Source organism: Pseudonocardia autotrophica, from assembly GCF_003945385.1.
Lineage (GTDB): Bacteria > Actinomycetota > Actinomycetes > Mycobacteriales > Pseudonocardiaceae > Pseudonocardia > Pseudonocardia autotrophica.
Window position 1 is genome coordinate 7,170,400 of sequence record NZ_AP018920.1, and the last position, 20,791, is coordinate 7,191,190.

17 protein-coding genes are annotated in these 20,791 nt (G+C 73.8%); 8 read left to right on the forward strand and 9 right to left on the reverse strand.

The annotated features are described in order from the left end of the window. Positions 1–29: 29 nt before the first annotated feature. From Pdca_RS33440 to Pdca_RS33470, 7 genes are all read right to left on the reverse strand, one after another. Entirely contained in the window at positions 30–602 is a 573-nt protein-coding gene (locus tag Pdca_RS33440; RefSeq protein ID WP_085915017.1) for a PadR family transcriptional regulator, read from the reverse strand. Between the two features lie 100 nt (positions 603–702). Then, the gene (locus Pdca_RS33445) at positions 703–1,311 is read right to left on the reverse strand and encodes a UbiX family flavin prenyltransferase (protein ID WP_085915018.1); all 609 of its coding nucleotides are present in this window, start codon (positions 1,309–1,311) and stop codon (positions 703–705) included. After that, on the reverse strand, positions 1,301–2,245 hold the full coding sequence (locus Pdca_RS33450; protein ID WP_085915019.1) for a LysR family transcriptional regulator: 945 nt from the start codon (positions 2,243–2,245) through the stop codon (positions 1,301–1,303). The genes Pdca_RS33445 and Pdca_RS33450 overlap by 11 nt, the downstream gene beginning before the upstream one ends. Before the next feature lie 6 nt (positions 2,246–2,251). Beyond that, a complete protein-coding gene (locus Pdca_RS33455; RefSeq protein ID WP_085915020.1) occupies positions 2,252–3,700 on the reverse strand; it encodes a UbiD family decarboxylase in 1,449 nt (482 codons plus the stop codon). Then, a complete protein-coding gene (locus Pdca_RS33460) occupies positions 3,697–4,968 on the reverse strand; it encodes an alpha-hydroxy acid oxidase (RefSeq protein WP_197719875.1) in 1,272 nt (423 codons plus the stop codon). Before Pdca_RS33460 ends, Pdca_RS33455 begins: the two co-directional genes overlap by 4 nt. Beyond that, positions 4,965–6,626, reverse strand: a complete 1,662-nt coding sequence (locus Pdca_RS33465; RefSeq protein WP_085915021.1) for a thiamine pyrophosphate-dependent enzyme — start codon at positions 6,624–6,626, stop codon at positions 4,965–4,967. The genes Pdca_RS33460 and Pdca_RS33465 overlap by 4 nt, the downstream gene beginning before the upstream one ends. Next, complete coding sequence (locus Pdca_RS33470) at positions 6,623–8,038, reverse strand: sodium:solute symporter family protein (RefSeq protein WP_197719876.1); 1,416 nt, start codon at positions 8,036–8,038, stop codon at positions 6,623–6,625. Before Pdca_RS33470 ends, Pdca_RS33465 begins: the two co-directional genes overlap by 4 nt. A gap of 485 nt (positions 8,039–8,523) precedes the next feature. Here Pdca_RS33470 and Pdca_RS33475 point away from each other — a divergent pair, with 485 nt between their 5' ends. The 6 genes from Pdca_RS33475 (at position 8,524) to Pdca_RS33500 (ending at position 16,799) form a co-directional block, all read left to right on the forward strand. Beyond that, positions 8,524–10,038, forward strand: coding sequence for a class I adenylate-forming enzyme family protein (locus Pdca_RS33475; protein WP_085915023.1), 1,515 nt, complete (start codon positions 8,524–8,526; stop codon positions 10,036–10,038). After that, the gene (locus Pdca_RS33480) at positions 10,031–12,442 is read left to right on the forward strand and encodes a xanthine dehydrogenase family protein molybdopterin-binding subunit (protein ID WP_085915024.1); all 2,412 of its coding nucleotides are present in this window, start codon (positions 10,031–10,033) and stop codon (positions 12,440–12,442) included. The genes Pdca_RS33475 and Pdca_RS33480 overlap by 8 nt, the downstream gene beginning before the upstream one ends. Before the next feature lies 1 nt (position 12,443). Next, on the forward strand, positions 12,444–13,226 hold the full coding sequence (locus Pdca_RS33485) for an enoyl-CoA hydratase/isomerase family protein (protein WP_085915025.1): 783 nt from the start codon (positions 12,444–12,446) through the stop codon (positions 13,224–13,226). Further along, a complete protein-coding gene (locus Pdca_RS33490; protein ID WP_085915026.1) occupies positions 13,226–14,098 on the forward strand; it encodes an FAD binding domain-containing protein in 873 nt (290 codons plus the stop codon). Before Pdca_RS33485 ends, Pdca_RS33490 begins: the two co-directional genes overlap by 1 nt. Next, the gene (locus Pdca_RS33495) at positions 14,095–15,345 is read left to right on the forward strand and encodes a xanthine dehydrogenase family Fe-S subunit (RefSeq protein WP_085915027.1); all 1,251 of its coding nucleotides are present in this window, start codon (positions 14,095–14,097) and stop codon (positions 15,343–15,345) included. The genes Pdca_RS33490 and Pdca_RS33495 overlap by 4 nt, the downstream gene beginning before the upstream one ends. 149 nt (positions 15,346–15,494) lie before the next feature. Further along, entirely contained in the window at positions 15,495–16,799 is a 1,305-nt protein-coding gene (locus Pdca_RS33500; protein ID WP_085915028.1) for a benzoate/H(+) symporter BenE family transporter, read from the forward strand. A gap of 109 nt (positions 16,800–16,908) precedes the next feature. On the opposite strand, the gene paaI is transcribed toward Pdca_RS33500, so the two are convergent. After that, the gene (gene paaI / locus Pdca_RS33505) at positions 16,909–17,364 is read right to left on the reverse strand and encodes a hydroxyphenylacetyl-CoA thioesterase PaaI (protein WP_373865508.1); all 456 of its coding nucleotides are present in this window, start codon (positions 17,362–17,364) and stop codon (positions 16,909–16,911) included. A gap of 93 nt (positions 17,365–17,457) precedes the next feature. Here paaI and Pdca_RS33510 point away from each other — a divergent pair, with 93 nt between their 5' ends. Next, the gene (locus Pdca_RS33510; protein ID WP_085915029.1) at positions 17,458–18,114 is read left to right on the forward strand and encodes an NYN domain-containing protein; all 657 of its coding nucleotides are present in this window, start codon (positions 17,458–17,460) and stop codon (positions 18,112–18,114) included. A 2-nt stretch (positions 18,115–18,116) separates the two neighbouring features. Further along, on the forward strand, positions 18,117–19,454 hold the full coding sequence (locus tag Pdca_RS33515) for an amidohydrolase family protein (RefSeq protein ID WP_085915030.1): 1,338 nt from the start codon (positions 18,117–18,119) through the stop codon (positions 19,452–19,454). 3 nt (positions 19,455–19,457) lie between these two features. On the opposite strand, the gene Pdca_RS33520 is transcribed toward Pdca_RS33515, so the two are convergent. Then, positions 19,458–20,693, reverse strand: coding sequence for a D-arabinono-1,4-lactone oxidase (locus tag Pdca_RS33520; RefSeq protein WP_085915031.1), 1,236 nt, complete (start codon positions 20,691–20,693; stop codon positions 19,458–19,460). Between the last annotated feature and the right edge of the window lie 98 nt (positions 20,694–20,791).

The window sequence follows — 20,791 nt, forward strand, 5'->3', positions numbered from 1 at the left end:
AGGGCCGGTCAGGAGCTGGTCAGGGCCGGTCAGGGGCGGCGGCGGGGATCGCGCTCGGCCCGCTCGCGGCGCAGGCGGTCCAGGTCACCGTCGGCCAGCGCGGACCAGAACCGCAGCGCCGAGTGCTCCATCTCCAGCCCCAGTTCGAGGGTGATCATGCGCGGCTCGGCCCATTCGTCCCCGCCGTGCCGCTCGACCATCGCCTCGTAGACCGCGATCCGCTCCTCGTGCTGGCGGATCTGCTCCCGGGCCAGCTTGTCGACGTCGCCGGGTGAGCCCGCCTCGTTGAAGAACAGCTTGAGCTCGGCCACGTCGCGCATCTCGAAGTGCTGCGGCGTCGGGGCGGCCAGCCACTCCTGCAGCGCGGTCCGCCCGGGCCCGGTGAGCGAGTACGTCTTGCGGCGACGGCCGGTGTCCTCGGTGTCGAGGGCCAGCAGCCCGGCCTCGGCGAGCCGGTCCGGCTCCGAGTACAGCTGCGCGTGCGGGAAGTGCCAGAAGTAGCCGACCGATCGGCTCACCGACCGCTTGAGGTCGTACGGCGTGGACGGTCCGCGCAACGCGATCATGCCCAGGACCAGGTACGACGTCGTCGACAGTCGCATCCGCTGCCTCTCCGGCCGGCGTGGTTGATGACATCGCCGACTCTATCCGGCCCCCGACGGCCCGGCCCCGGACCCGGGAGGGCCGTCACGCCGGTGATCGTCACTCCGGAACGTCCACCCGGTGCGGGCCGGCCCGCAGGCCGTCCCACCGGGTGCTGGTGCCGCTCTCCACGTCGAACAGGTCGAGCACCCGGCCGACGGTGTGGTCGACCATGTCGGCCAGCGACTCCGGCCGGGTGTAGAAGGCGGGCACCGGTGGGGCGATGACGGCGCCGAGCTCGCTCAGCTCGGTCATCGTGCGCAGGTGGTTCCGGTGCAGCGGGGTCTCGCGGACCATCAGGACGAGCCGGCGACGCTCCTTCAGGGTCACGTCCGCGGCCCGGGAGAGCAGGTTCGAGGTGTTGCCGCTCGCGATCTCCGACATCGTCTTGACCGAGCACGGCGCGACGACCATGCCCATCGTCCGGAAGGAGCCGCTGGAGATGGTCGCGCCGACGTTCTGGTGCGGGTGCACGACGTCGGCCAGCGACTCCAGCTCGGCGGGCGACATGTCGGTCTCCTGGCTCAGTGTGAGCCGGGCGGCCCGGCTCACCACCAGGTGGGTCTCGATCGGGGTGTCCCGCAACAGCTCGAGGATCCGGATGCCGTAGGCGACACCCGACGCGCCGGACATGCCGACGATCAGCCGTGGGGTGAGATCAGGAATCATGGTCGTTCTCCTGGTCGGGGTCGGTGAGCCGGACCGACGAGCGGGCCAGCGTTTCCAGCCGGGTGGCCAGGCCGTCGACGAACAGCGCCACGGCATCGGAGCGGGGCCGATCCGGCAGCCGGACGCAGAGCATCCGGCGGGACAGCCCGGGGCGGGCGATCGGGTAGGCGCGCAGGGTGCCGTCGCGCAGCCGGGGCTCGACGATGCTCGCCGGCAGCACGGTCACCCGCCCGCTGCGGGCCACCAACGAGGTCATCACCGAGAGGTCGTCGACCTCGAGGCGCGGGTGCACCGCGACGGCGTGCGCCCGCAGTGCGTCGTCGAGCACCATCCGCAGTCCGTGCCGGCGCGACGGGAGAACCAGGTCCAGCCCGGCCAGCGCCGGGAGCGGGACCGGCACCGGGACGTCGAGCTCGACGTGCGCACCGGTGGCGACCAGCAGCTCCTCGTCCAGGATGTCCTGGCAGTCCAGGTCGTCCTGCACGAAGTTCTGGTTGATCACCGCGCAGTCCAGGGCGCCGGAGCGGACCTGTTCGACGAGCTCGGCGCTGAACCCGTAGGTGGCGTGGATGCTCACCTGCGGGTGAGCCACCGCGAAGCGGGCGACCGTGTCGGCCAGCGCCTCGTTGGTCGCCGAGGCGACCAGGCCGATCCTGATCGCCCCGGTGACCGGGGTCCCGTTCCCGGCGATCGCGTCCCGGGCCGTGGTGAGCTGCTCCAGCAGCGGCGCGAAGAGCCGGTAGGCCTGCTCACCCGCCGCCGTCGGGGTCACCCCGCGCCGGTTGCGTTCGAACAGCGCCTGGCCGAGCTCGTTCTCCAGCTTGGCGATCTGCATGGACAGCGCCGACTGGACGATGTTGAGCCGGGCGGCGGCGCGGGTGACGTTGCGCTCCCGGTACAGGCACTCGAAGTAGGACAGCTGCCGCAGCTCCACCGCGCATCACCCTCCCTGCGGCGGGTCCTCCGCCGCCTGCTCGTGCCATCCCTCGGGGGCGGGCCGGACCAGCTCGGCGACGTCGAGCTCCTGCTCACCGGGCACCCGGATCCGGGTGTAGCGCATGCCGGTCGCGCCCGGCGGGACGGTGGCGTCGAAACCCAGCTTCGACCCGATCCCCTCGTCGGTCGAGGGGTCCAGCTTGGATCCCTGGGTGCCGTGCACCGTCACCAGGTCACGATCGGCCTGGAACCTGGTGGCGACCGCCCACTCGACCTCGGTCGGGTCGTGCACGTCGACGTCGGTGTCGACGACGGTGACGTGCTTGATGTCGTAGTGGGTCGCGAGCGCACCGAGCACCACGTTGCGGGCCTCGCCGGGCGCGGGCCGGTCGACCTGGACGTAGAGGTGGTAGCGGCAGACCCCGCCGCGGGACAGGTGCACGTCGCGCACGCAGGGGAAGCTGCGGCGCAGGTGGGACAGGAACGACGCCTCCCGCGGGATGCCGCCGAGCAGCAGGTGCTCGGTGCCGCCGCCGACGATCGTGTGGAACAGCGGGTCGCGGCGGTGGGTCAGCGCGTCGAGGGCGATGACGTGCCGGCGGGCCCGCTCGCCGTAGTACTGCGGGAACTCGCCGAACGGCCCCTCCTCCTCGCGGATGTCGGCCAGCAGCCGGCCCTCCAGGACGATCTCCGCCGACGCCGGGACCCGGACCGAGTTGGTCCGGCAGCGCACGACGTCGAGCGGACGCCCGTGCAGCGCCCCGGCGATCTCCAGCTCGTCCTGGCCGAGCGGCACGATCGCCTGCGACGCCATCAGGGTGAGCGGGTCGACGCCGATCGCCACCGCGAGCTCCAGATCCCCGCCCTCGCGCTCGGCGTCGTCGAACATCGCCAGCGTGTGCCGGGGCAGCAGCAGCGCGCCGAGCCGGTCCGGGCCGCTGACCTGCAGCCGGTGGATCGACACGTTCTGCACGCCGGTGTCCGGGCGGCGGGCGATCAGCAGCCCGGCGGTGATGTAGGCACCCGAGTCGTGCTCGTTGTGCGTCGGGATCGGGAGCTGCGCGGTCAGGTCGACATCGGTGTGCACGACCTCCTGGCAGGGGGCGTCGGTGGTCTCCCGCCACGGCACCGGATTGCGGCAGGCGTCGTCGAACCGGGCGACGAGCTCGTCCTGCGGCACCGCGCAGGCCTCGGCCATCCAGGAGCGCCGGGACACCAGCCCGGACACGACCGGGACCGGATGGCCGCCGGGGCGCGGGAACACCGTCGCGGTCCGGCCGTCCATCCGGTTCGCCAGCCCGGCGACGCCGAAGGTCAGGTCCAGGTCCGGCACGGTCACCGACAGCCGCCCGTCGGCCCTCAGGTGCTCCAGCCAGCCGCGCAGGTCGGCACCGGGGGGCGGCCCCGCGGGCCGGCCGGTGATGGCGGCGCGGGCGTCGTGGGTCGTGCTCATCTCGGGCTCCAGGAGGTGGGATGGCGGATCGCGAGTCGGCGGAGCGCGGCGAGGTCGAGTGCGCCGTGCTGTGCCATGGCCGTGCGGAGCTCCTCGGTCAGCAGCTCGGCGACGTGGGCCGCGCCGACGTCGCCGGCCCCGGCCAGTCCGGTGAGGAAACCGCGACCGCTGAAGACGGCCCGGGCGCCGAGTGCCAGCGCGCGGGCGACGTCGAGACCGCTGCGGATCCCGCTGTCGAACAGGACGGTGCATCGGTCGCCGACGGCCTCGGTGACCGCCGGCAGCACGTCGATCGCGGCAGGGGCCGCGTCGGACTGGCGGCCACCGTGGTTGGACACCAGGACGCCGTCGGCGCCGGCGTCGACGGCCGCGCGGGCGTCGTCGGGGTGCAGGATCCCCTTGACGACCAGTGACCGCGGCCAGATCGCGCGGAACCGGCGTACCTCGTCCCAGCTCAGGCCACCGCGCAGCTCGCGCTGGACGAACCCGGCAACCGCGCCGAGATCGGGCTCGCCATCGGGGGCGTCGACGTAGCGGGCGATGTTGGCGAACAGCGGAACCCGGCTGCGCAGCGCCGCCCGGGTCCAGGCCGGATGCAGCGCCAGCTGCACGCCGAGCCGGGGCGACGGACGGAACGGCACCGACAGCCCGTTGCGCAGGTCGCGCGGCCGCTTGGACCGGACCGGCGCATCGAGCGCCAGCACCAGCACCTGCGCGCCGGCGACCTCGGCCCGCCGGACGAGGTCGATGCTGACCCGGTGCTCGTCGCGGGGCATCCCGTAGAGCTGGAACCACAATCGCTCACCGCAGATCGCGGCCAGGTCCTCGATCGACGCCGACGCCAGCGTGCCGGTGACGTACGGCAGCCCGGCCGCCGCGGCGGTCCCGGCGAGGCGCCGGGACGCGTCCGGCCAGGCGACGCCGTCGTTGCCGGTCGGGGCGATCCCGATCGGCACCTCGTAGCGCCGGCCGAACAGCTCGACGCCGGTGTCGACCGTCCCGATCCGCCCGTACCGCGGGACGATCTCGATCCCGTCCAGCGCCGCGCGGTTGCGTGCGCCGCCGCGGTCGTCGCCGGTGCCGCCGTCGACGAAGTCGAACGCGAACCGCGGCGAGCGACGCCGGGCCGCCCGCTCCAGGTCGGTCATGGTCGGGAACCGGCGGCGCCGCAGCGCCTCCGGCGTGCGCCCGCTCGCCGGACCCCAGCCGGCGCCGGACCGGGTGGTCCGCCAGGTCAGCGCGTGCAGCGGGTCCGCGCGGCGACTCACCGGGCGCACTCCCGCAACTGGGTGATCGTCGAGGAAACCGAGATCTGCTCGGGATCGGTGACGACCTCGATCACGGTCGGGCCGTCCCTCAGCAGCGCCGTCGCCAGGGCCGGTCCGAACTCGGCGTCGCACCGCACGGTCTCGCCCGCGGCGCCGAAGGCCCGGGCCAGCGCCGCGAAGTCCGGGTTGCCGAGATCGGAGCCGACGACCCGGCCGGGGTGCGCCCGCTCCTGGTGCATCCGGATCGAGCCGTACATGTTGTTGTTCATCACGACCAGCACCACCGGGGTGCGCAGGCGGACGGCGGTCTCCAGCTCCTGCACGGTCATCATCGCGCCACCGTCGCCGGCCACCGCGACGACCGGCCGGTCCGGATGCGCGAGCCGGGCACCGATCGCAGCCGGCAGCGCATAGCCCATCGCCCCGGAGGCCGCACCGACGTAGCTGTGCGGGCGACGGAAGCGGAAGAAGGTGTGCAGCCAGCCGGCGAAGTTCCCGGCGTCGTTGGTGATCACCGCGTCGTCCGGCAGCCCGGCCCTGAGCAGCCGGATCACCTGCCGGGAGTCGACGCGGTCGGTGTGCTCGGCCTCGGCGATCGCGGTCGCCTCCTCGTAGGCCGCGCGGCGCGCGGCCGCCCACTCCGCGCGGCCGGCCGGGATCCCGGCCGGGGCGGCGGTGGTGAGCTCGTCCAGGGCCGCTCCGGCGTCGGCGACGACGCCAAGGACCAGCGGATGGCTCTTCCCCAGCATCCGCGGGTCGATGTCGATCGCGACGACCCGCGCGTCGGTGATCGCGGTGTAGTTCTGCACGGTGATCTCGCCGAGCCGGGAGCCGACGGCGAGCACCAGGTCGGCGCCCGACAACGTCCGCACGATCTGCGGGTTCGTGCCCATCTGCAGGTGACCGGCGTAGAGCGGGTGGTCGTTGTCGAACACGTCGTGCCGGCGCCAGGCCGCCAGCACCGGAACCCCGGTCCGCTCGGCGAACTCGCGCAGCCGGTCCTCGGCGCCGCCGCGCAGCACGCCGGCCCCGGCGACGATCACCGGTCGCTCGGCCGCGGCCAGCTCGGCGAGTACATCGGTCACGTCGTCGGCCGAGGGGCGTGGCCGGGGCGGCGCGACCGGCGCCCGCACCGGCGCCGTGCTCGGCGCGCCGAAGACCTCCTCCGGCAGCGACAGCACCACCGGACCGGGCCGCCCGGTGGTGGCCAGCACCAGCGCCCGGTGCACCGCGCCGGGAACCCGGACCGGATCGGCCTCCTCGAACGCCGCCTTGGCGACCGGTCCGAGGAACGCGGGCACGTCGGTCTCCTGGAAGCCCTCCCGGCCCTGGTGGCGATGGCTCATCTGGCCGACGAGCACCAGCATGGGGGTGGAGTTCTCGGTCGCGGTGTGCACACCGATCGAGAGGTTCGCCGCCCCGACGGCCCGCCCGCCGAGTGCCACACCGACGGTGCCGCTCGCCGCGGCGTGCGCCTCGGCCATGAACGCGGCCCCGCCCTCGTGCCGGGTCGCGACGAACTCCGGCCGGCCCGGTTCGAGTAGGGCGTCCAGGAAGTGCGTCGCGCTCTCCGACGGCACGCCGAAGACGTGGCGGACCCCCCAGGCGGACAGCGTGTCGGCGAGGACGGTCGACACCGTCCGGGCGTCGGGGGTCATGCGGTGCGCTCCGTCGTGGTCGGCTCCGGCATCGGCTGCTCGGGCGCGCCGGGACCGCCGCGCCGGGCGAACAGGTGGAACAGGGTCATTGTCAGCATCGGGACGGCGACGGCGACGTAGGCGTTGTCGATGCCGAACGGGTTGCCGAGCAGGAACCAGCCGATCGTCGCGACGAGCGCGGCGAAGATCGAGGTCAGGGCACCGGTGCGGGTCCCGAAACCGGGCCGGAAGAACATGAGCAGCACCAGCACGGCGAGGCCGGCCCGCAGCGCCTTGGCCAGGAAGGTCACCGCGACGACGTCCTCGGCGGTGACCGCGAGCAGCACCGGGAGCAGGCCGACGGCGAGTGTCGCGGAGCGCAGCAGGAGCACGCTGCGCCGGTCGTCGCCGGTGCGGTTCATCGCCGGATCCAGGAAGTCCTTCACCAGCAGCGTCGAGCAGCCGAGGGTGATCGCCGCGACGGTGCCGAAGATGGCGCCGGCGAGCCCGGCGACGACGAACCCGGCGACCAGCGGCGGGAGATCGACGGTCAGCGAGGGCAGCGCCTGGATCGGGTCGATCCCTGGGTGGATCACGGCCGCGCTCATACCGACGACCGAGGCGAGCAGACCGTAGGGGATCAGGATGGCCGCCGACCACAGCGTCGCGATCCGGGCCCTGTGCGGGTCCGGGGTGGTCGCGATCGCCTGGACCACGTACTGGGTGGCGAAGATGGCGCCGACGCCGGCGACCATCCAGGCGAAGATCTGCGACCAGCCGACGCCGCTGACCGAGAAGAACTCGGGCGGCAGTTCGATGCGCAGGTTGCCGGGTCCACCGGCCCGGCCGATCGCGACGGCAGCCAGGATCCCGATACCCACGAGCATCACCAGGGCGTGCAGGACATTGGTGTAGACGACCGAGCGCATCCCGCCGATCAGCACGTAGACGGTCGCAGCGACGCCCACCAGCAGGATCGCCGGGACCTTGCCGATGCCGAGCAGGCCGGCCAGCACCGCGCCGCCGCTGGCGTAGGTCGAGACCGCGACGGTCATCAGCGCGCACACCATCAGCACCGAGGTGGCCTTGCGGACCCGCTCGCCGTAGAACCGGGCGAGCGCCCCGGAGATGGTCGACTCACCGAGCGCGCGGAAGCGGTGCGCGAGCAGCCAGGCGAAGAGGATGAAGCCGATGCCCAGCACGGCGATGTTCCAGGCGGCCGAGATCCCGGACCGGTAGGCGACCTGGGCCGTCCCCACGCTCGCCGTCGTCCCGATGAACTCCGACGCCAGCAGGAAACCGATGAGGATGGCGGGGAACGCCTTCCCGCCGGTCGTGAAGCTCGCACTGGTGCCGGACGACCGCCGGACCAGGAAGCTGATCAATGCGAGTACCGCCATGTAGGCGGCCACGCAGAGCAAGACGATCCACACTGATTCCATGCTGATTCTCCAGGCCATTCGGGAGGTGCTGATCATTCAGTCACGCCCGGCCCCGAGGAGTCCAACGGTCTTTCGAGATGGGCGGCATCAGACCCGCTGATTTCTCCGCACCACCATGCCTTTCTCCTCGCCACGAGCCTGCCGCGGCGATCGTCCCGGATCAGCGTAACGATCTTCCGCGATGCCGATCGACAGTCGGCGACGTCAACCATTCAACTCATTGCACGAACGTCTCGCAATGACGCAAAAATCGCAGGGCGACATCGCGATCCCGCTGTTTCTGCGGGTCGCATATCGCGCGCGTCCAGTGAGCCGATCGCAGCAGTCGTGGGCAATTCACACCGTCCGCCACCGGTCTCGCCGAATTGTCCGGAACCCCTCGGCATCCAGCCTTCCGGCACGATCCGGCGGCGCGGCCTTGTCAGTAGACCATACGAAACGTATGGTCCGGAACAGACTGACGACGAGGGGATCTCATGGACCTGGTCACGACGCTGCGCTGGGCCGCGGAGCGCACCCCCGAGCGGGTGGCGGTCGCCGGCACGGGCCGGCGACTCACCTACCGCGAGTGGGACGCGCGCACCGACCTGCTCGCCGGCGCACTCCACCGGTCCGGGGTGCTCCCCGGCGACCGGGTCGTGCTGCTGATGCACGGCGGCGAGCAGCTCGCGAGCCTGCACCTCGCCCTGCAGAAACTGGGCGCGGTGTCCGTCCCGCTCTCCACCCGGTTCGGCGTGGAGGAGCTGACCTACTGCCTCGGCGACGCGGCACCCCGGCTGGTCGTGGCCGATCCCGCGCACTCCGACCGGGTGGTCGCGGCCGGCGGCGAGTCGCTGCTGCGGCTGGTGGCCGAGATCGACGCGCTGGCCGAGCGGTCCGCCGAGCCGGCCGGGCCGGTCGCCGTCGACGAGACCGCCACCAGCGTGATGCTCTACACCTCGGGGACCACCGGGAAGCCGAAGGGCGTGCCGCGCACGCACCGCGCCGAGCACTCCGCGGCCGTCGCTCACGTGATGCAGACCCGGCAGCGCCAGGGGGTGAGCGCCCTCGGGGTGATGCCGCTGTTCCACACGATGGGCCTGCGCACCCTGCTGGCCTCGATCATCGTCGGCGGCACCTGGGTCGGCCAGCCCGCCTTCGACGCCGAGGAGTCGATGCAGCTGATCCTCGACGAGCGGATCGGCTCGCTCTACCTGGTACCGACGATCTACTGGGCGCTGCTGCGCACCGGCCGGCTCGCCGAGGCCCGCACCCTGGACAACCTGGCCTACGCCGGGGCCGCGATGACCCCGTCGCTGGCCGAGAAGCTGGTCGACGAGGTCGGTCCGGCCTCGTTCGTCAACCACTTCGGCTCGACCGAGATCTACACCTTCACCATCGGGCCGGACGTCGCCGCCAAGCCCGGCTGCGCCGGCCGGGCCGGCCTGTTCTCCCGGGTCCGGCTGATCGCGCCGGACGCCGGCGCCCCGGTCGACGAGCTGGTGAAGCCCGGCGAGCAGGGCCAGGTCATCGTGTCGATGGACTCGATGGAGGCCTTCGGCGGCTACTGGCAGCGGCCGGACGCGAACGCCAAGTCGATCCGCGAGGGCTGGTACCACACCGGCGACCTGGCCGTCGCCGACGACGACGGGGACCTCTGGGTCTCCGGCCGCACCGACGACATGATCAACTCCGGCGGCGAGAACGTCTACCCGGACGAGATCGAGTCCGTGCTGGCCCGCTGTCCCGAGATCGACGACGTGTGTGTGGTCGGGCTGCCCGACGAGCGCTGGGGGCACGCGGTCAGCGCGTTCGTCGTCCCGGTCCCGGGTGCCGACCCGATGGCCACCGCCGAGCGCGCGATGGCGTTCGCCCGGGAGAACCTGCCGTCCCTCAAGCGCCCGAAGCGGGTGATCGCGGTCGACTCGGTGCCGCGCTCCGGGGTCGGCAAGACCCTGCGCCGCACCCTGGTCGCGGGCGAGTACGAGTCCAGGGGCGAACTGCGTGCCTGATCATTCCGACCGCTGGATCCCGAGCCGCGACGAGGACGCCGCCCTGGTCACCGGCCGCGGCGCATTCCTCGACGACCTGGACCCGCTCCCCGGCACGCTGGTCGCGGCCGTCGTGCGGTCGACCCGGCCGCACGCCCGGCTGCGGTCGGTGGACCTGAGCCGCGCCAGGGCGTATCCGGGGGTGGCCGCGGTGATCGGGCCCGAGGAGGTCCGCGCGGCGCTGCGGCCGTTCCCGCTCTCGACCGGTACCGCGATGCCGTACCTGCCCACCGGCGTCGACAAGGTGCGGTTCGTCGGCGAGCCGATCGCCGTCGTCGTCGCCTCGGACCGCTACGTCGCCGAGGACGCCGCCGAGCTCGTCACCGTCGACTACGACGATCTCGGCGCGATCACCGACGCCCGCGCGGCACTGGCGGCCGACGCCCCGCAGCTGCACGAGGACGCCGGCTCCAACGTCGCCACCGACCGCACCTTCTCCTTCGGCCCGGTCGAGGAGCGCTTCGCGTCCGCGGCGCACGTGGTGACCGGGACCTACGACTTCCCGCGCTACTCCTCGGTGCCGATGGAGTGCTACTCGGTCATCGCGCACTGGACCGACGGTTCGGACGGGCCGTCGGTGCAGGCCTGGGCGAACTTCCACGGCCCGTTCTCGATGGTGCCGGTGATGGCCGGCGCGCTCGGGATCCCGACCTCGCGGGTGCGTCTGCACGTGCCCGCCGACATCGGCGGCAGCTTCGGGATCAAGGCCGGCATCTATCCCTACGTGGTGCTGATGGCGCTGGCCTCGAAGCACGCCGGCACCCCGGTGCGCTGGGCCGAGGACCGGGTCGAGCACCTGATGGCCAGCTCCAGCGGCGCCGACCGGGCGATGACGTTCTCCGCCGCGGTCGACGCCGACGGCACGGTGACCGCGCTGCGCACCGACCTGGTCGACAACGTCGGCGCCTACCTGCGGCCGCCGGAGCCGTCCACGCTCTACCGCTGCTTCGGCAACATCACCGGCCCCTACACGATCGACGCGGTGCAGATCCGGGCCCGCGCGGTCGTCACCAACACCATGCCGACCGGGCTGAACCGCGGGTTCGGCGGCCAGCAGCTCTACTTCGGCCTCGAACGGCTGATGGACGCGATCGCCGAGCAGACCGGGCTCGACGTCGTCGAGGTGCGGCGCCGGAACCTGGTGACCGCCTTCCCGCACGAGACGGCCACCGGCGGGGTCTACGACTCCGGCGACTACGTCGCCGCGCTGGAGCTGGCGGTGAAGAACGCCGACCTGGCCGAGCTGGCGAAGCGCCGCGACGAGGCACGGGCCCGGGGCGGCTTCTACGGGATCGGTACCGCGCTGGTCGTCGACCCGTCCGGCACCAACATCGGCTACGTCGGTCTGGCCACCCCGGCCGAGCAGCGCAAGCCCGGCCGGGACAAGTCCGGCTCCACCGAGCACGTCCGGATGTCGGTGGACCTGCAGGGCGTCGTGACGGTCCTGCTCGGCTCGGTCCCGCAGGGCCAGGGGCACGCGACGGTGGCCCGCAAGGTCGCCGCGCAGCGGCTCGCGCTGCCGCTGGACCAGGTCCGCGCGGTGATCGACATGGACACCGCGACGACGCCCTGGACGGTGACGTCGGGCAGCTACTCCTCGCGGTTCGCGCCGCTGGTGACCAGCGCCGTCGTCGCGGCGGCGGACACGATCGCGACGACGGTGAAGGCCGCCGCCTCGACGCTGCTCGACGGCGCCGACCCGGCGGAGCTGACGCTGGCCGACGGGCAGGTCGTGCACCCCGACGGGCGCGGTGTCGCGTTCCGGCACGCGGCGGGCGTCGTGCACTGGGATCCGGCGGCGCTGCCCGACGGTGTGCCGGCCCGGCTCTACGCCGAGGCCGAGTTCTCGCCGCGGGAGACCCGGGCCGCCACCGCGGACGACCGGATCAACTCCTCGCTCTGCTACGGCTTCGTCGCCGAGATCGTCGCCGTGTCGATCGACCCGGACACCCTGGAGATCGGCGTCGACCGGGTGTCGTCGGTGCACGACGCCGGCACCGTGCTCGACCAGACCCTGCTCGACGGTCAGGTGTACGGGGCGCTGCTGCACGGGCTCGGCGGCGCCGGGTACGAGGAGTTCACGCACGCCCCGTCCGGCCAGCCGACGTCGGCGACGTTCCTCGACTACCTGTGCCCGACCAGCGCCGAGGCCGGGTTCGAGCTGCGCACCGATCACGTGGTGACCCCGTCGCCGCTGACCCCGCTCGGCGCCAAGGGCTGCGGCGAGGGGTCGTCCATGAGCTTCCCGGTGGCCTACGCCAACGCCGTCGCCGACGCGCTGGCCCCGCACGGGATCGCCATCACCTCGCTGCCCCTGCACGGCGAGGTCCTGCACCAGAAGTTCACCGAGAAGGAGCGTTCCTGACATGGCACTCACCGGCGGCGACGTCGTCCTCGACCGTGGCCACGACGGCCGGGTCGCGTACCTGACCCTGTCCCACGGCAAGTACACCGTCGTCACGATGGAGATGCGGCGGCTGGTCGCCGAGCGCTTCGCCGAGATCGACAAGGATCCTCAGGTCAAGGTCGTGGTGGTCCGCTCGGACGGCCAGCACTTCACCTCCGGCGGCGACATCGCCGGGTTCATGGAGGTCGACCCGATCGACCTCACCGATCTCGGGCACGACGTCACCGCCCCGGCGCGCAGCACCAAGCCGGTGATCGCCGCGATCGACGGCTACTGCTTCGGCGTCGGGCTGGAGATGGTGCTCTCCTGCGACATCCGGCTCGGCACCGGCCGCACCCAGCTGGCGCTGCCCGAGATGAACCTCGGCATGATCCCCGGCTCCGGCGGCACCCAGCGCCTGGCCCGGCTGATCGGACTGTCCCGGGCGAAGTTCCACATCATGACCGCCACCCGGATCCAGGCCCGGCAGGCGCTGGACTGGGGGATCCTCTCCGGCGAGCTGCACGACGACCGCGACGCGCTCTACGCCGCCGTCGACGAGCTGGCGCTGAAGATGGCCGGCTTCTCGCCGGCCGCGCTGCGCACCGCGAAGGAGGTGCTCGACCGCGGCGTCGACGGCCCGCTGTACACCGGCATCGAGCTGGAGCGGAAGGCCTACTCGATGCTGCGCGCCACCGAGGACTTCGCCGAGGGTGTCAAGGCGTTCGGCGAGAAGCGCGCGGCGGAGTTCACGGGTCGCTGATGAAAGCCGCACCGTTCGCCTACGTCCGCCCGGCAACGCTCGACGACGTGCTCGCCGAGCTCGCCGGCGGGGACGGCAAGGTGCTGGCCGGCGGGCAGTCGCTGGTGCCGGTCCTGGCCATGCGGCTGGGCCGGCCGGGCACGCTCGTCGACATCACCGCCGTCCCCGCGCTGGCCTCGGCCACCGTGGAGAAGGACGGCTACCGGGTCGGCGCTGCGGTGCGCCAGCGCGCGGTCGAGCACGATCCGGCGGCCCGCGCCGTCCCGCTGATCGGGATGGCGATGCCGTTCGTCGGGCATCGGGAGCTGCGCAGCCGCGGCACCGTCTGCGGCAGCCTCGCGCACGCCGATCCGGCGGCCGAGCTGCCCGCCGTCGCCTGCTGCCTGGACGCCCGGGTCGAGCTGGCCGGCCCGGCCGGACGGCGGACGGTCCCGGCGACCGAGTTCGTCACCGGGGCGATGAGCACCGCGGCCGGTCCGGAGGACCTCGTCGTGTCGGTGACCTTCCCGGCCGCCGCGGCGGGGGAGGGGTACGGCTTCGCCGAGATCGCCCGCCGGCACGGCGACTTCGCGCTCGCCGGGGTCGTCACCCGGGTCCGGGTCGGTCCCGGCGGCGCCGTGACCGACGCCCGGTTGACCGGCTTCGGCGTCTCCGACCGGCCCGTCACCCGGGACGTCACCGGGCTGTTCGACGCCGGGGAGACCGAGCACGACCTGCGCCCGGCCACCGCGGCGCTCGCCGAGGAGGTCGTCGACACCGGCGGGGACACGCACGGCTCGACCGGATACCGGCGGCGGCTGTTCGGCGTGCTCGCCGCACGAGAGCTGTCCCGCGGGCTGCGCCGCGCCCGGGACCGGAGGGAGACCGCATGACCGCCCTGTCCGACCCCGTGAGCTCGCGCACGCATCCCGCACCTCGCGAGCGGGTCGCCGCCGACGAGACCGTCGAGATCGCGATGACCGTCAACGGCACCGAGGCCACGGTCGCGGTGCCGCCCCGTGCGCACCTCGCCGACGTGCTGCGTGAGCAGCTCGGCCTGACCGGCACCCACCTGGGCTGCGAGCACGGCGTGTGCGGGATGTGCACGATCATGGTCGACGGGCAGGCGGCCCGGGCCTGCCTGCTGTTCGCCGTGCAGTGCGAGGGCGCCGACATCGTCACCGTCGAGGGGCTCGGCACCCCCGACGACCAGCATCCGCTGCAACGGGCGTTCTCCGCCCATCACGGCCTGCAGTGCGGCTTCTGCACCCCCGGCATGCTGATGAGCAGCTACGACCTGCTCCGCTCCACCCCGGACGTCACCGCCGAGGAGCTCCCCGAGCAGATGTCCGGCGTGCTCTGCCGGTGCACCGGCTACCGCGGGATCCTCGCAGCCGTCGACGACGTCGCGCAGACCTACCCGGACGGCGTCCCCGGGCCGAAGGCGTGCGGGCACCGCACCCTGGTCGGCCGTGGCAGCGGCGGCGGGTCCGGGGCGGGTGCCCCGGCCGGCGAGATCCCGGCGGCCGCGCTGCCCGAGCAGGTGGAGCTCCCGTCCGGCCCGCCGTCGGCGGTGGTGGAGGTGACGAGCACGCTGCGCTCGCCGGTCGACCGGGTCTGGACGGTGCTGAACGACTTCGACCTGCTGGCCCGCTGCCTGCCCGGCGCCCGGCTGACCGAGGTGCTCGACGGCGACCGCTACCGGGGCCGCGCCACCGTCGCACTCGGCCCGGTGAAGCTCTCCTTCGACGGCCTGGCCCAGGTCGTCGAGCGCGACCCGGCCGCGCACCGGCTGCGCTTCCACGCCCAGGGCGCCGACGCGGGCGGCAGCGCCACCCGGGCCGACGTCGTGTTGGCCGCCGAGAGCGGCCCGGACGGCGGGACCGTGCTGACCGCGCACGCCGACGTCCACCTCACCGGCCGGGTCGCCCAGTTCGGCCGGGCACTCGCGGGGGACGTCTCACGGCGGATGTTCGAGCAGTTCGCCGCGAGCGTCGACGAGGCCGCGGAGACCGGATCGGTGACCGCGCCGGGCCGCGGGGCGCAGCTGCGGCTGCTGCTGGGCACCGCCCGGGACACCGTCGGGGCGCTCGCCCGGCGCGGGCTCGGCCGGCTCCGCGCCCGGCTGCGCCGGCCCTGAACGGCACTGAACTCCACTGAACGGCACTGAACGGCACTGCTCTCCGCTGACCTGCACCGACCTGCACCGACCTGCACTGACACAGCTACTTCCCTGGACACCACGAACCCGTGCACCGAACCGGTGCGTGATCGCGAGGAGGCGACACGATGGCGGCACCCGCCGACGATCCGGCCGAGGACACCGTCACCGATCCACCGCGACCCGCCGAACCGGCGTCGTCGCGGCGGATCGAGCCGGGCCCCGGCATCCGCTCCGGTCTGCGCGGCCTGCCCGCACGGCTGAACCCCGCGACCATCGGCGCCGGGGTCGTCGCAGCCGTGTTCGGCTGCACCGGCCCGGCGCTGATCGTGATCGACGGGGCCGCCGCGAACGGGCTGCCCGGTGAGCTGATCTCGTCGTGGATCTTCGGGATCTACGTGTTCGGCGGGCTGATCTCGCTGGTGCTCGCGCTGCGCTACCGGATGCCGGTGGTCGGCGCCTACTCCATCCCCGGCGCGGTGCTGGTGGTGGGGGCGATGGCGAGCTACCCGTTCGCGGAGGTGGTCGGCGCGTTCCTGGTCGCCGGGGTGCTGGTGCTCGCGCTCGGGTTGTCCGGGCTGATCGGTGTGGTCTCCCGATGGCTGCCACTGCCGATCGTGATGGCGATGATCGCCGGAGCGCTGATCCGGTTCGGGACCGGTGTGGTCGACGCGGCCGGATCGGCGCCGTGGATCGTCGGGGCGGCCGTCGTCGGCTTCCTGGTGCTGTCCCGGTTCGTGCCGACGGTGCCGGGCGCGCTCGGCGCACTCGGCGCCGGGCTGGTCGCCGCAGTGCTCACCACCGGTTTCTCCGCCCAGGAGACCGCCGTCTCCGGATGGACCATGCCGACGCTCGTCGCCCCGGCGTTCGACCTGGGGGCGATCCTCGCCGTCGGGATCCCGCTCGCGGTCCTGGTGGTCGCCGCGGAGAACGCCCAGGCCTACGGCGTGCTGCTCAGCCAGGGCTACCGTCCGCCGATCAACGCGATGACGGTCGCCAGCGGGATCGGTGGACTGCTGGCCCCGCTGACCGGCGGTCACAACGCCAACATCGCCGGTCCGATGACGGCGATCTGCTCCGGTCCGCAGGCCGGGCCGGATCCCGAGGCGCGGTACGCGGCGAGCGTGGTGAACGGCCTGATCTTCATCGCGTTCGGGGTGCTCGCCGGCTTCGCCGTCACCGCGGCCACCGCGCTGCCCTCCGAGCTGGTCGCCGCCGTCGCGGGACTGGCGATGATCGGGGTGCTGGTGTCGTCGTTCCGCGGCGCGTTCGGCGAGGGCCGGTTCCGGACCGGGGCGCTGACGGCGCTGGTCGTGGCGATGAGCGGGATCGCACCGCTGGGGATCTCCAGCCCGTTCTGGGCTCTGGTGGCCGGTGTGGTCGCCTCGGCCGTGCTGGAGCCCGCCGACTTCCGGACGGCGGCCCGGGGCTGAGTCCGGCGTCCCGGGTGCCGCGCCGTGCGCCGCGGCACCCGGGACCGCCCCGCACGCTCCACGCGCACGGTTCCGAGTGGAGCCCACGAGCACGCGCAGGGCGCACGGCCTACGGCGCGGGCGGCGGGGCCAGGCCCGGGATCTGCCGGCTCCGGCCCCGGAGCTCGGCGACGACCGTCCCGTCGCCGGTCCGGACCGTCACGTCGTAGAGCCCGGACCGTCCGGCCAGCGCCCGTTCGGTCGCCTCGGCGGTCAGCACGTCACCGGTGCGCGCCGGTCGCAGGAACGCGATGTCCGCCCCGGTCGCCAGCGCCGAGATGCCGTGCGCGTTGCACGCGTACGCCATCGCGGTGTCGGCCAGCAGGAACAGGTAGCCGCCGTGGCAGACGCCGTGACCGTTGGCGTGGTCCTCGCCGACCGTCATCGTGGCGACGGCACGCCCCGGCGCCACCTCGGTCACCTCGACACCGGCGGCCCGCGCCGCCCGGTCGGCCGCCCGCATCGCCGCGACGGTCTCCTCCGCGATCCGCTGCCGGTCGGCGCCGGTGCTCCCCGTGCTCGTCACCGGGACAGTGTCATCGGCACCGCTGTCACCGCAACGGTGCACCCCACCCCGGTGGCCACCGCCCGGCGCAACGTCCCGACTAGGCTCGCCGGCATGAGCAGCGGGGCGGGGACCGTGACGGGCCAGCCGGGGCGCACTGCGCCGACCGGACCGCTGGAACGGGTACTGCTCGTCTGGGATGCCCCGAACATGGACATGAGCCTCGGCTCACTGCTGGGCGCCCGGCCCACGTCGGCCTACCGTCCCCGGTTCGACGCCGTCGGCCGCTGGCTGCTCGATCTCGCCGGCCCGGAGGCCGAGGCCGAGGCGTGCGTGTTCACCAACGTCGCCGCCGGCAGCATCGAGATCGTCCGGCCGTGGGTCGAGGCGCTGCGCAACGTCGGCTTCGCAGTCTTCGCCAAGCCGAAGAGCAGCGAGGACTCCGATGTCGACGACGACATGCTCGCGCACATCGACATGCGCGCCGGCGAGGGCAGGCTGCGGCACGTGGTCGTCGCGTCCGGCGACGGGCGGGCATTCAAGGACCCGCTGGAGAAGCTCGTCGAGGCGGGCACCGACGTCTCGGTGATCGGGTTCCGGGAGTACGCCGGGTTCGCGCTGTCCTCCGAGGTGATCTCGTTCCTCGACCTGGAGGACATCGACGGCGTGTTCCGCGAGCCGCTCCCGCGGGTCTCGCTCGACACGCTGCCCGACGAGGGTGCCTGGCTCCCGCCGTTCCGGTCGCTGCGCTCGCTGCTCGAGCGGCGCTGAGGATGGCGGTGCTGCAGCGGCTCACCGCCCCGGTGGCGCTCAGCTGCGCGCCGGGCTTCCCGGTCGTCCGCGACGCCGTGCTCGACGTCGACGAGAACGGGACGATCGCCTGGTTCGGCCCGGCCACCGCCGCGCCGGCGACCGACGCCGTCGTCCGGCCGCTGCCCGGGCTGATCATGCCGGGTCTGGTGAACACGCACTGCCACACGCCGATGTCGCTGCTGCGCGGGATGGGCGGTGATCTCCCGCTGATGCCGTGGCTCACCGACGTCATGTGGCCGGCCGAGGCGCTGCTGACCGAGTCCGACGTGCACGCCGGGATGCTCGCCGGCTGCCTGGACCTGCTCCGGACCGGCTGCACGACCAGCGTCGAGATGTATTTCTTCACCGACGCGCTGACCGACGCCGTCCGGACCGCCGGATCGCGTGCCGTGCTGACGCCCGGCATCATCGCGGCGCCCGGCTGGGATCGGCTGGGCAGCTGGGAGCAGATGCGCGACGACGTGTCGGCCCGGATCGACGCACACGGCCTGTTCCCGGGCGGCGACGGCCGGATCGAGCTGGGCTACGGCCCGCACTCTGCGTACACGCTCCCGCCCGGCGCGCTGGCCTCGATCTCCGAGCACGCCCGCGAGCGGGGCGCCCTGGTGCACACGCACGTCGCCGAGTCCCGCGGCGAGGACGCCCACCTGCGCGACGAGCACGGCTCCGTACCGGCGATGCTGGACGCGGGCGGGGCGCTCGGCGGCCGGATACTGGCCGCGCACTCGGTGCACCTGTCCGACGCCGACATCGCCACCTACGCCCGGCACGGGGTCGCGGTCGCGCACTGCCCAGGCTCGAACGCCAAGCTCGCGGCGGGCACCGCCCGGCTGCTGGACCTGCGCCGGGCCGGCGTGCCGGTGGGGCTGGGGACCGACGGGCCGGCCTCCGGCGACGACCTGGATCTCTGGCACCAGGCTCGGCTCGCCGGGCTGCTCGCCCGGATCGGCGCCGACGACGCCGCCGCGATCACCGCCGCCGAGGTGCTCCTGATGGGCACCGCCGACGCCGCGGCCGCGATCGGACGGGACGACCTGGGGGTGCTCGAGGCGGGCCGGCAGGCCGACGTGGTGCACGTCGACACCGACGACTCCGCCTTCGTCGCCCCGGAGGACGACGCCCAGCTGGTGTCGAACCTGGTGTGGGCGGGCGGCTCCCGGCTGGTCCGGGACGTCTGGGTCGGTGGCGAGCAGGTCGTCGCGGGCGGCGAGCCGACGATGGCCGATCGCCGGGAGTCGCTCACCGCGGTGCGCGCCGTCTCGGCCCGGCTCAGGAAGGCACTGGCCGCAGACGGCTGAGCGTCAGCGGCCCAGCACCGACGCCAGGTACGGGTCGGTGAACCGCCGATCCGGGTCGAACCGGTCACGCGCCTCGGCGAAGGCCGCCCAGCCCGGGTAGGCGACGGCCAGCTCGTCCGGGCCCCACTCGTGCCGGGTCGTCCAGCAGGGCCGCCCCGCGGCGTCCTCCAGGACCGCACCGGCCAACCTGCGCACCGGCTCCTCGGCCGCGCCGCGGGTACGGATCCGCAGGTACGCGGTCTCCCGTCCGGACGCCGGATGCAGGTAGCCGCGCTCGGCGGGCCCCAGCCGGACGCGGACCGGGCGCAGCTCGTGCCCCCGGGCGGCGACCGCGGCACCCAGCTCGCGGAGCACGGTGCCCAGCGCGGCGCGCGGCACCGCCCATTCGGCGAGATCCGGGTCCCAGGGCTGCGGATCGGGCAGCACCTCGTGCGGCGGGCCCGCGGTCCCGGGTGCCCATCGGTGCGGCGGCGGCCACGACGACCGCGACGACCACCAGGACGACGCCAGCCGCGACACCGCCCGCCCCCAGGTCCCCGCGTATCCGCCGCGGCCCTCCCCGCTCTCGGCGGGCAGGTCGTCGGCGTCCTCCGGCTCGGCCCATCGGACGATCGCCTGGCCGGTGTGCACCGCCACGTCGCACTCGGTCCAGGCGTGCCCGGTCAGCACGTCGCCGGCGAGCAGATCGGACGTCCGGGTCGCCTCCTCGTGCACCCGCAGCCTGCGCAGCGGCACCGTCCGCAGCTGCACCGCGGTGAGCACGCCGAGCGCGCCGAGGCCGCAGCGGGCCGCGTCCAGGTCCGGTCCGGTGACCTCGCGGACCCGGCCGAGCCCGTCCACCAGGCGGACCGCCAGCACCTGGTCGGACAGCGACCCCACGGCCGGTTCCCCGCCGTACATGCCGAGCCCGGTCGCGCCGGCGATGGTCGCCCGCGGCGCATCCGGGACGGTCGCGAGCGCGCGTCCGGACGCGGCCAGGGTGGTGCACAGGGCGGCGATCGTCTCGCCGGCGCGGACCCGGACGGTGCCGTCGGCGACCTCCACGACACCGGTCAGCGCGGACGCGTCGAGCAGGACGTCGTCGGTCCGGACCAGTGGCCCGGGCGCCCGCGCTCCGGCTCCGGTCGGCCGCACCCTGGTGCCCCGCTCGGCGGCGCGCCGCACCGCCGTCACCACGCCTGCCTCGTCCAGCGGGCGGTCGGTGCGACGGGGTCCGGTCGCCGCGGCATCGGTGCTCATCGACTGCAGGGTAGAACGCCCGGGCGTCACCGTGCGGATTGATTCGGGTGCGTCACGGTGACATCGGCGCCGGGCTGCTGCGTCGAACGGGGTGACTC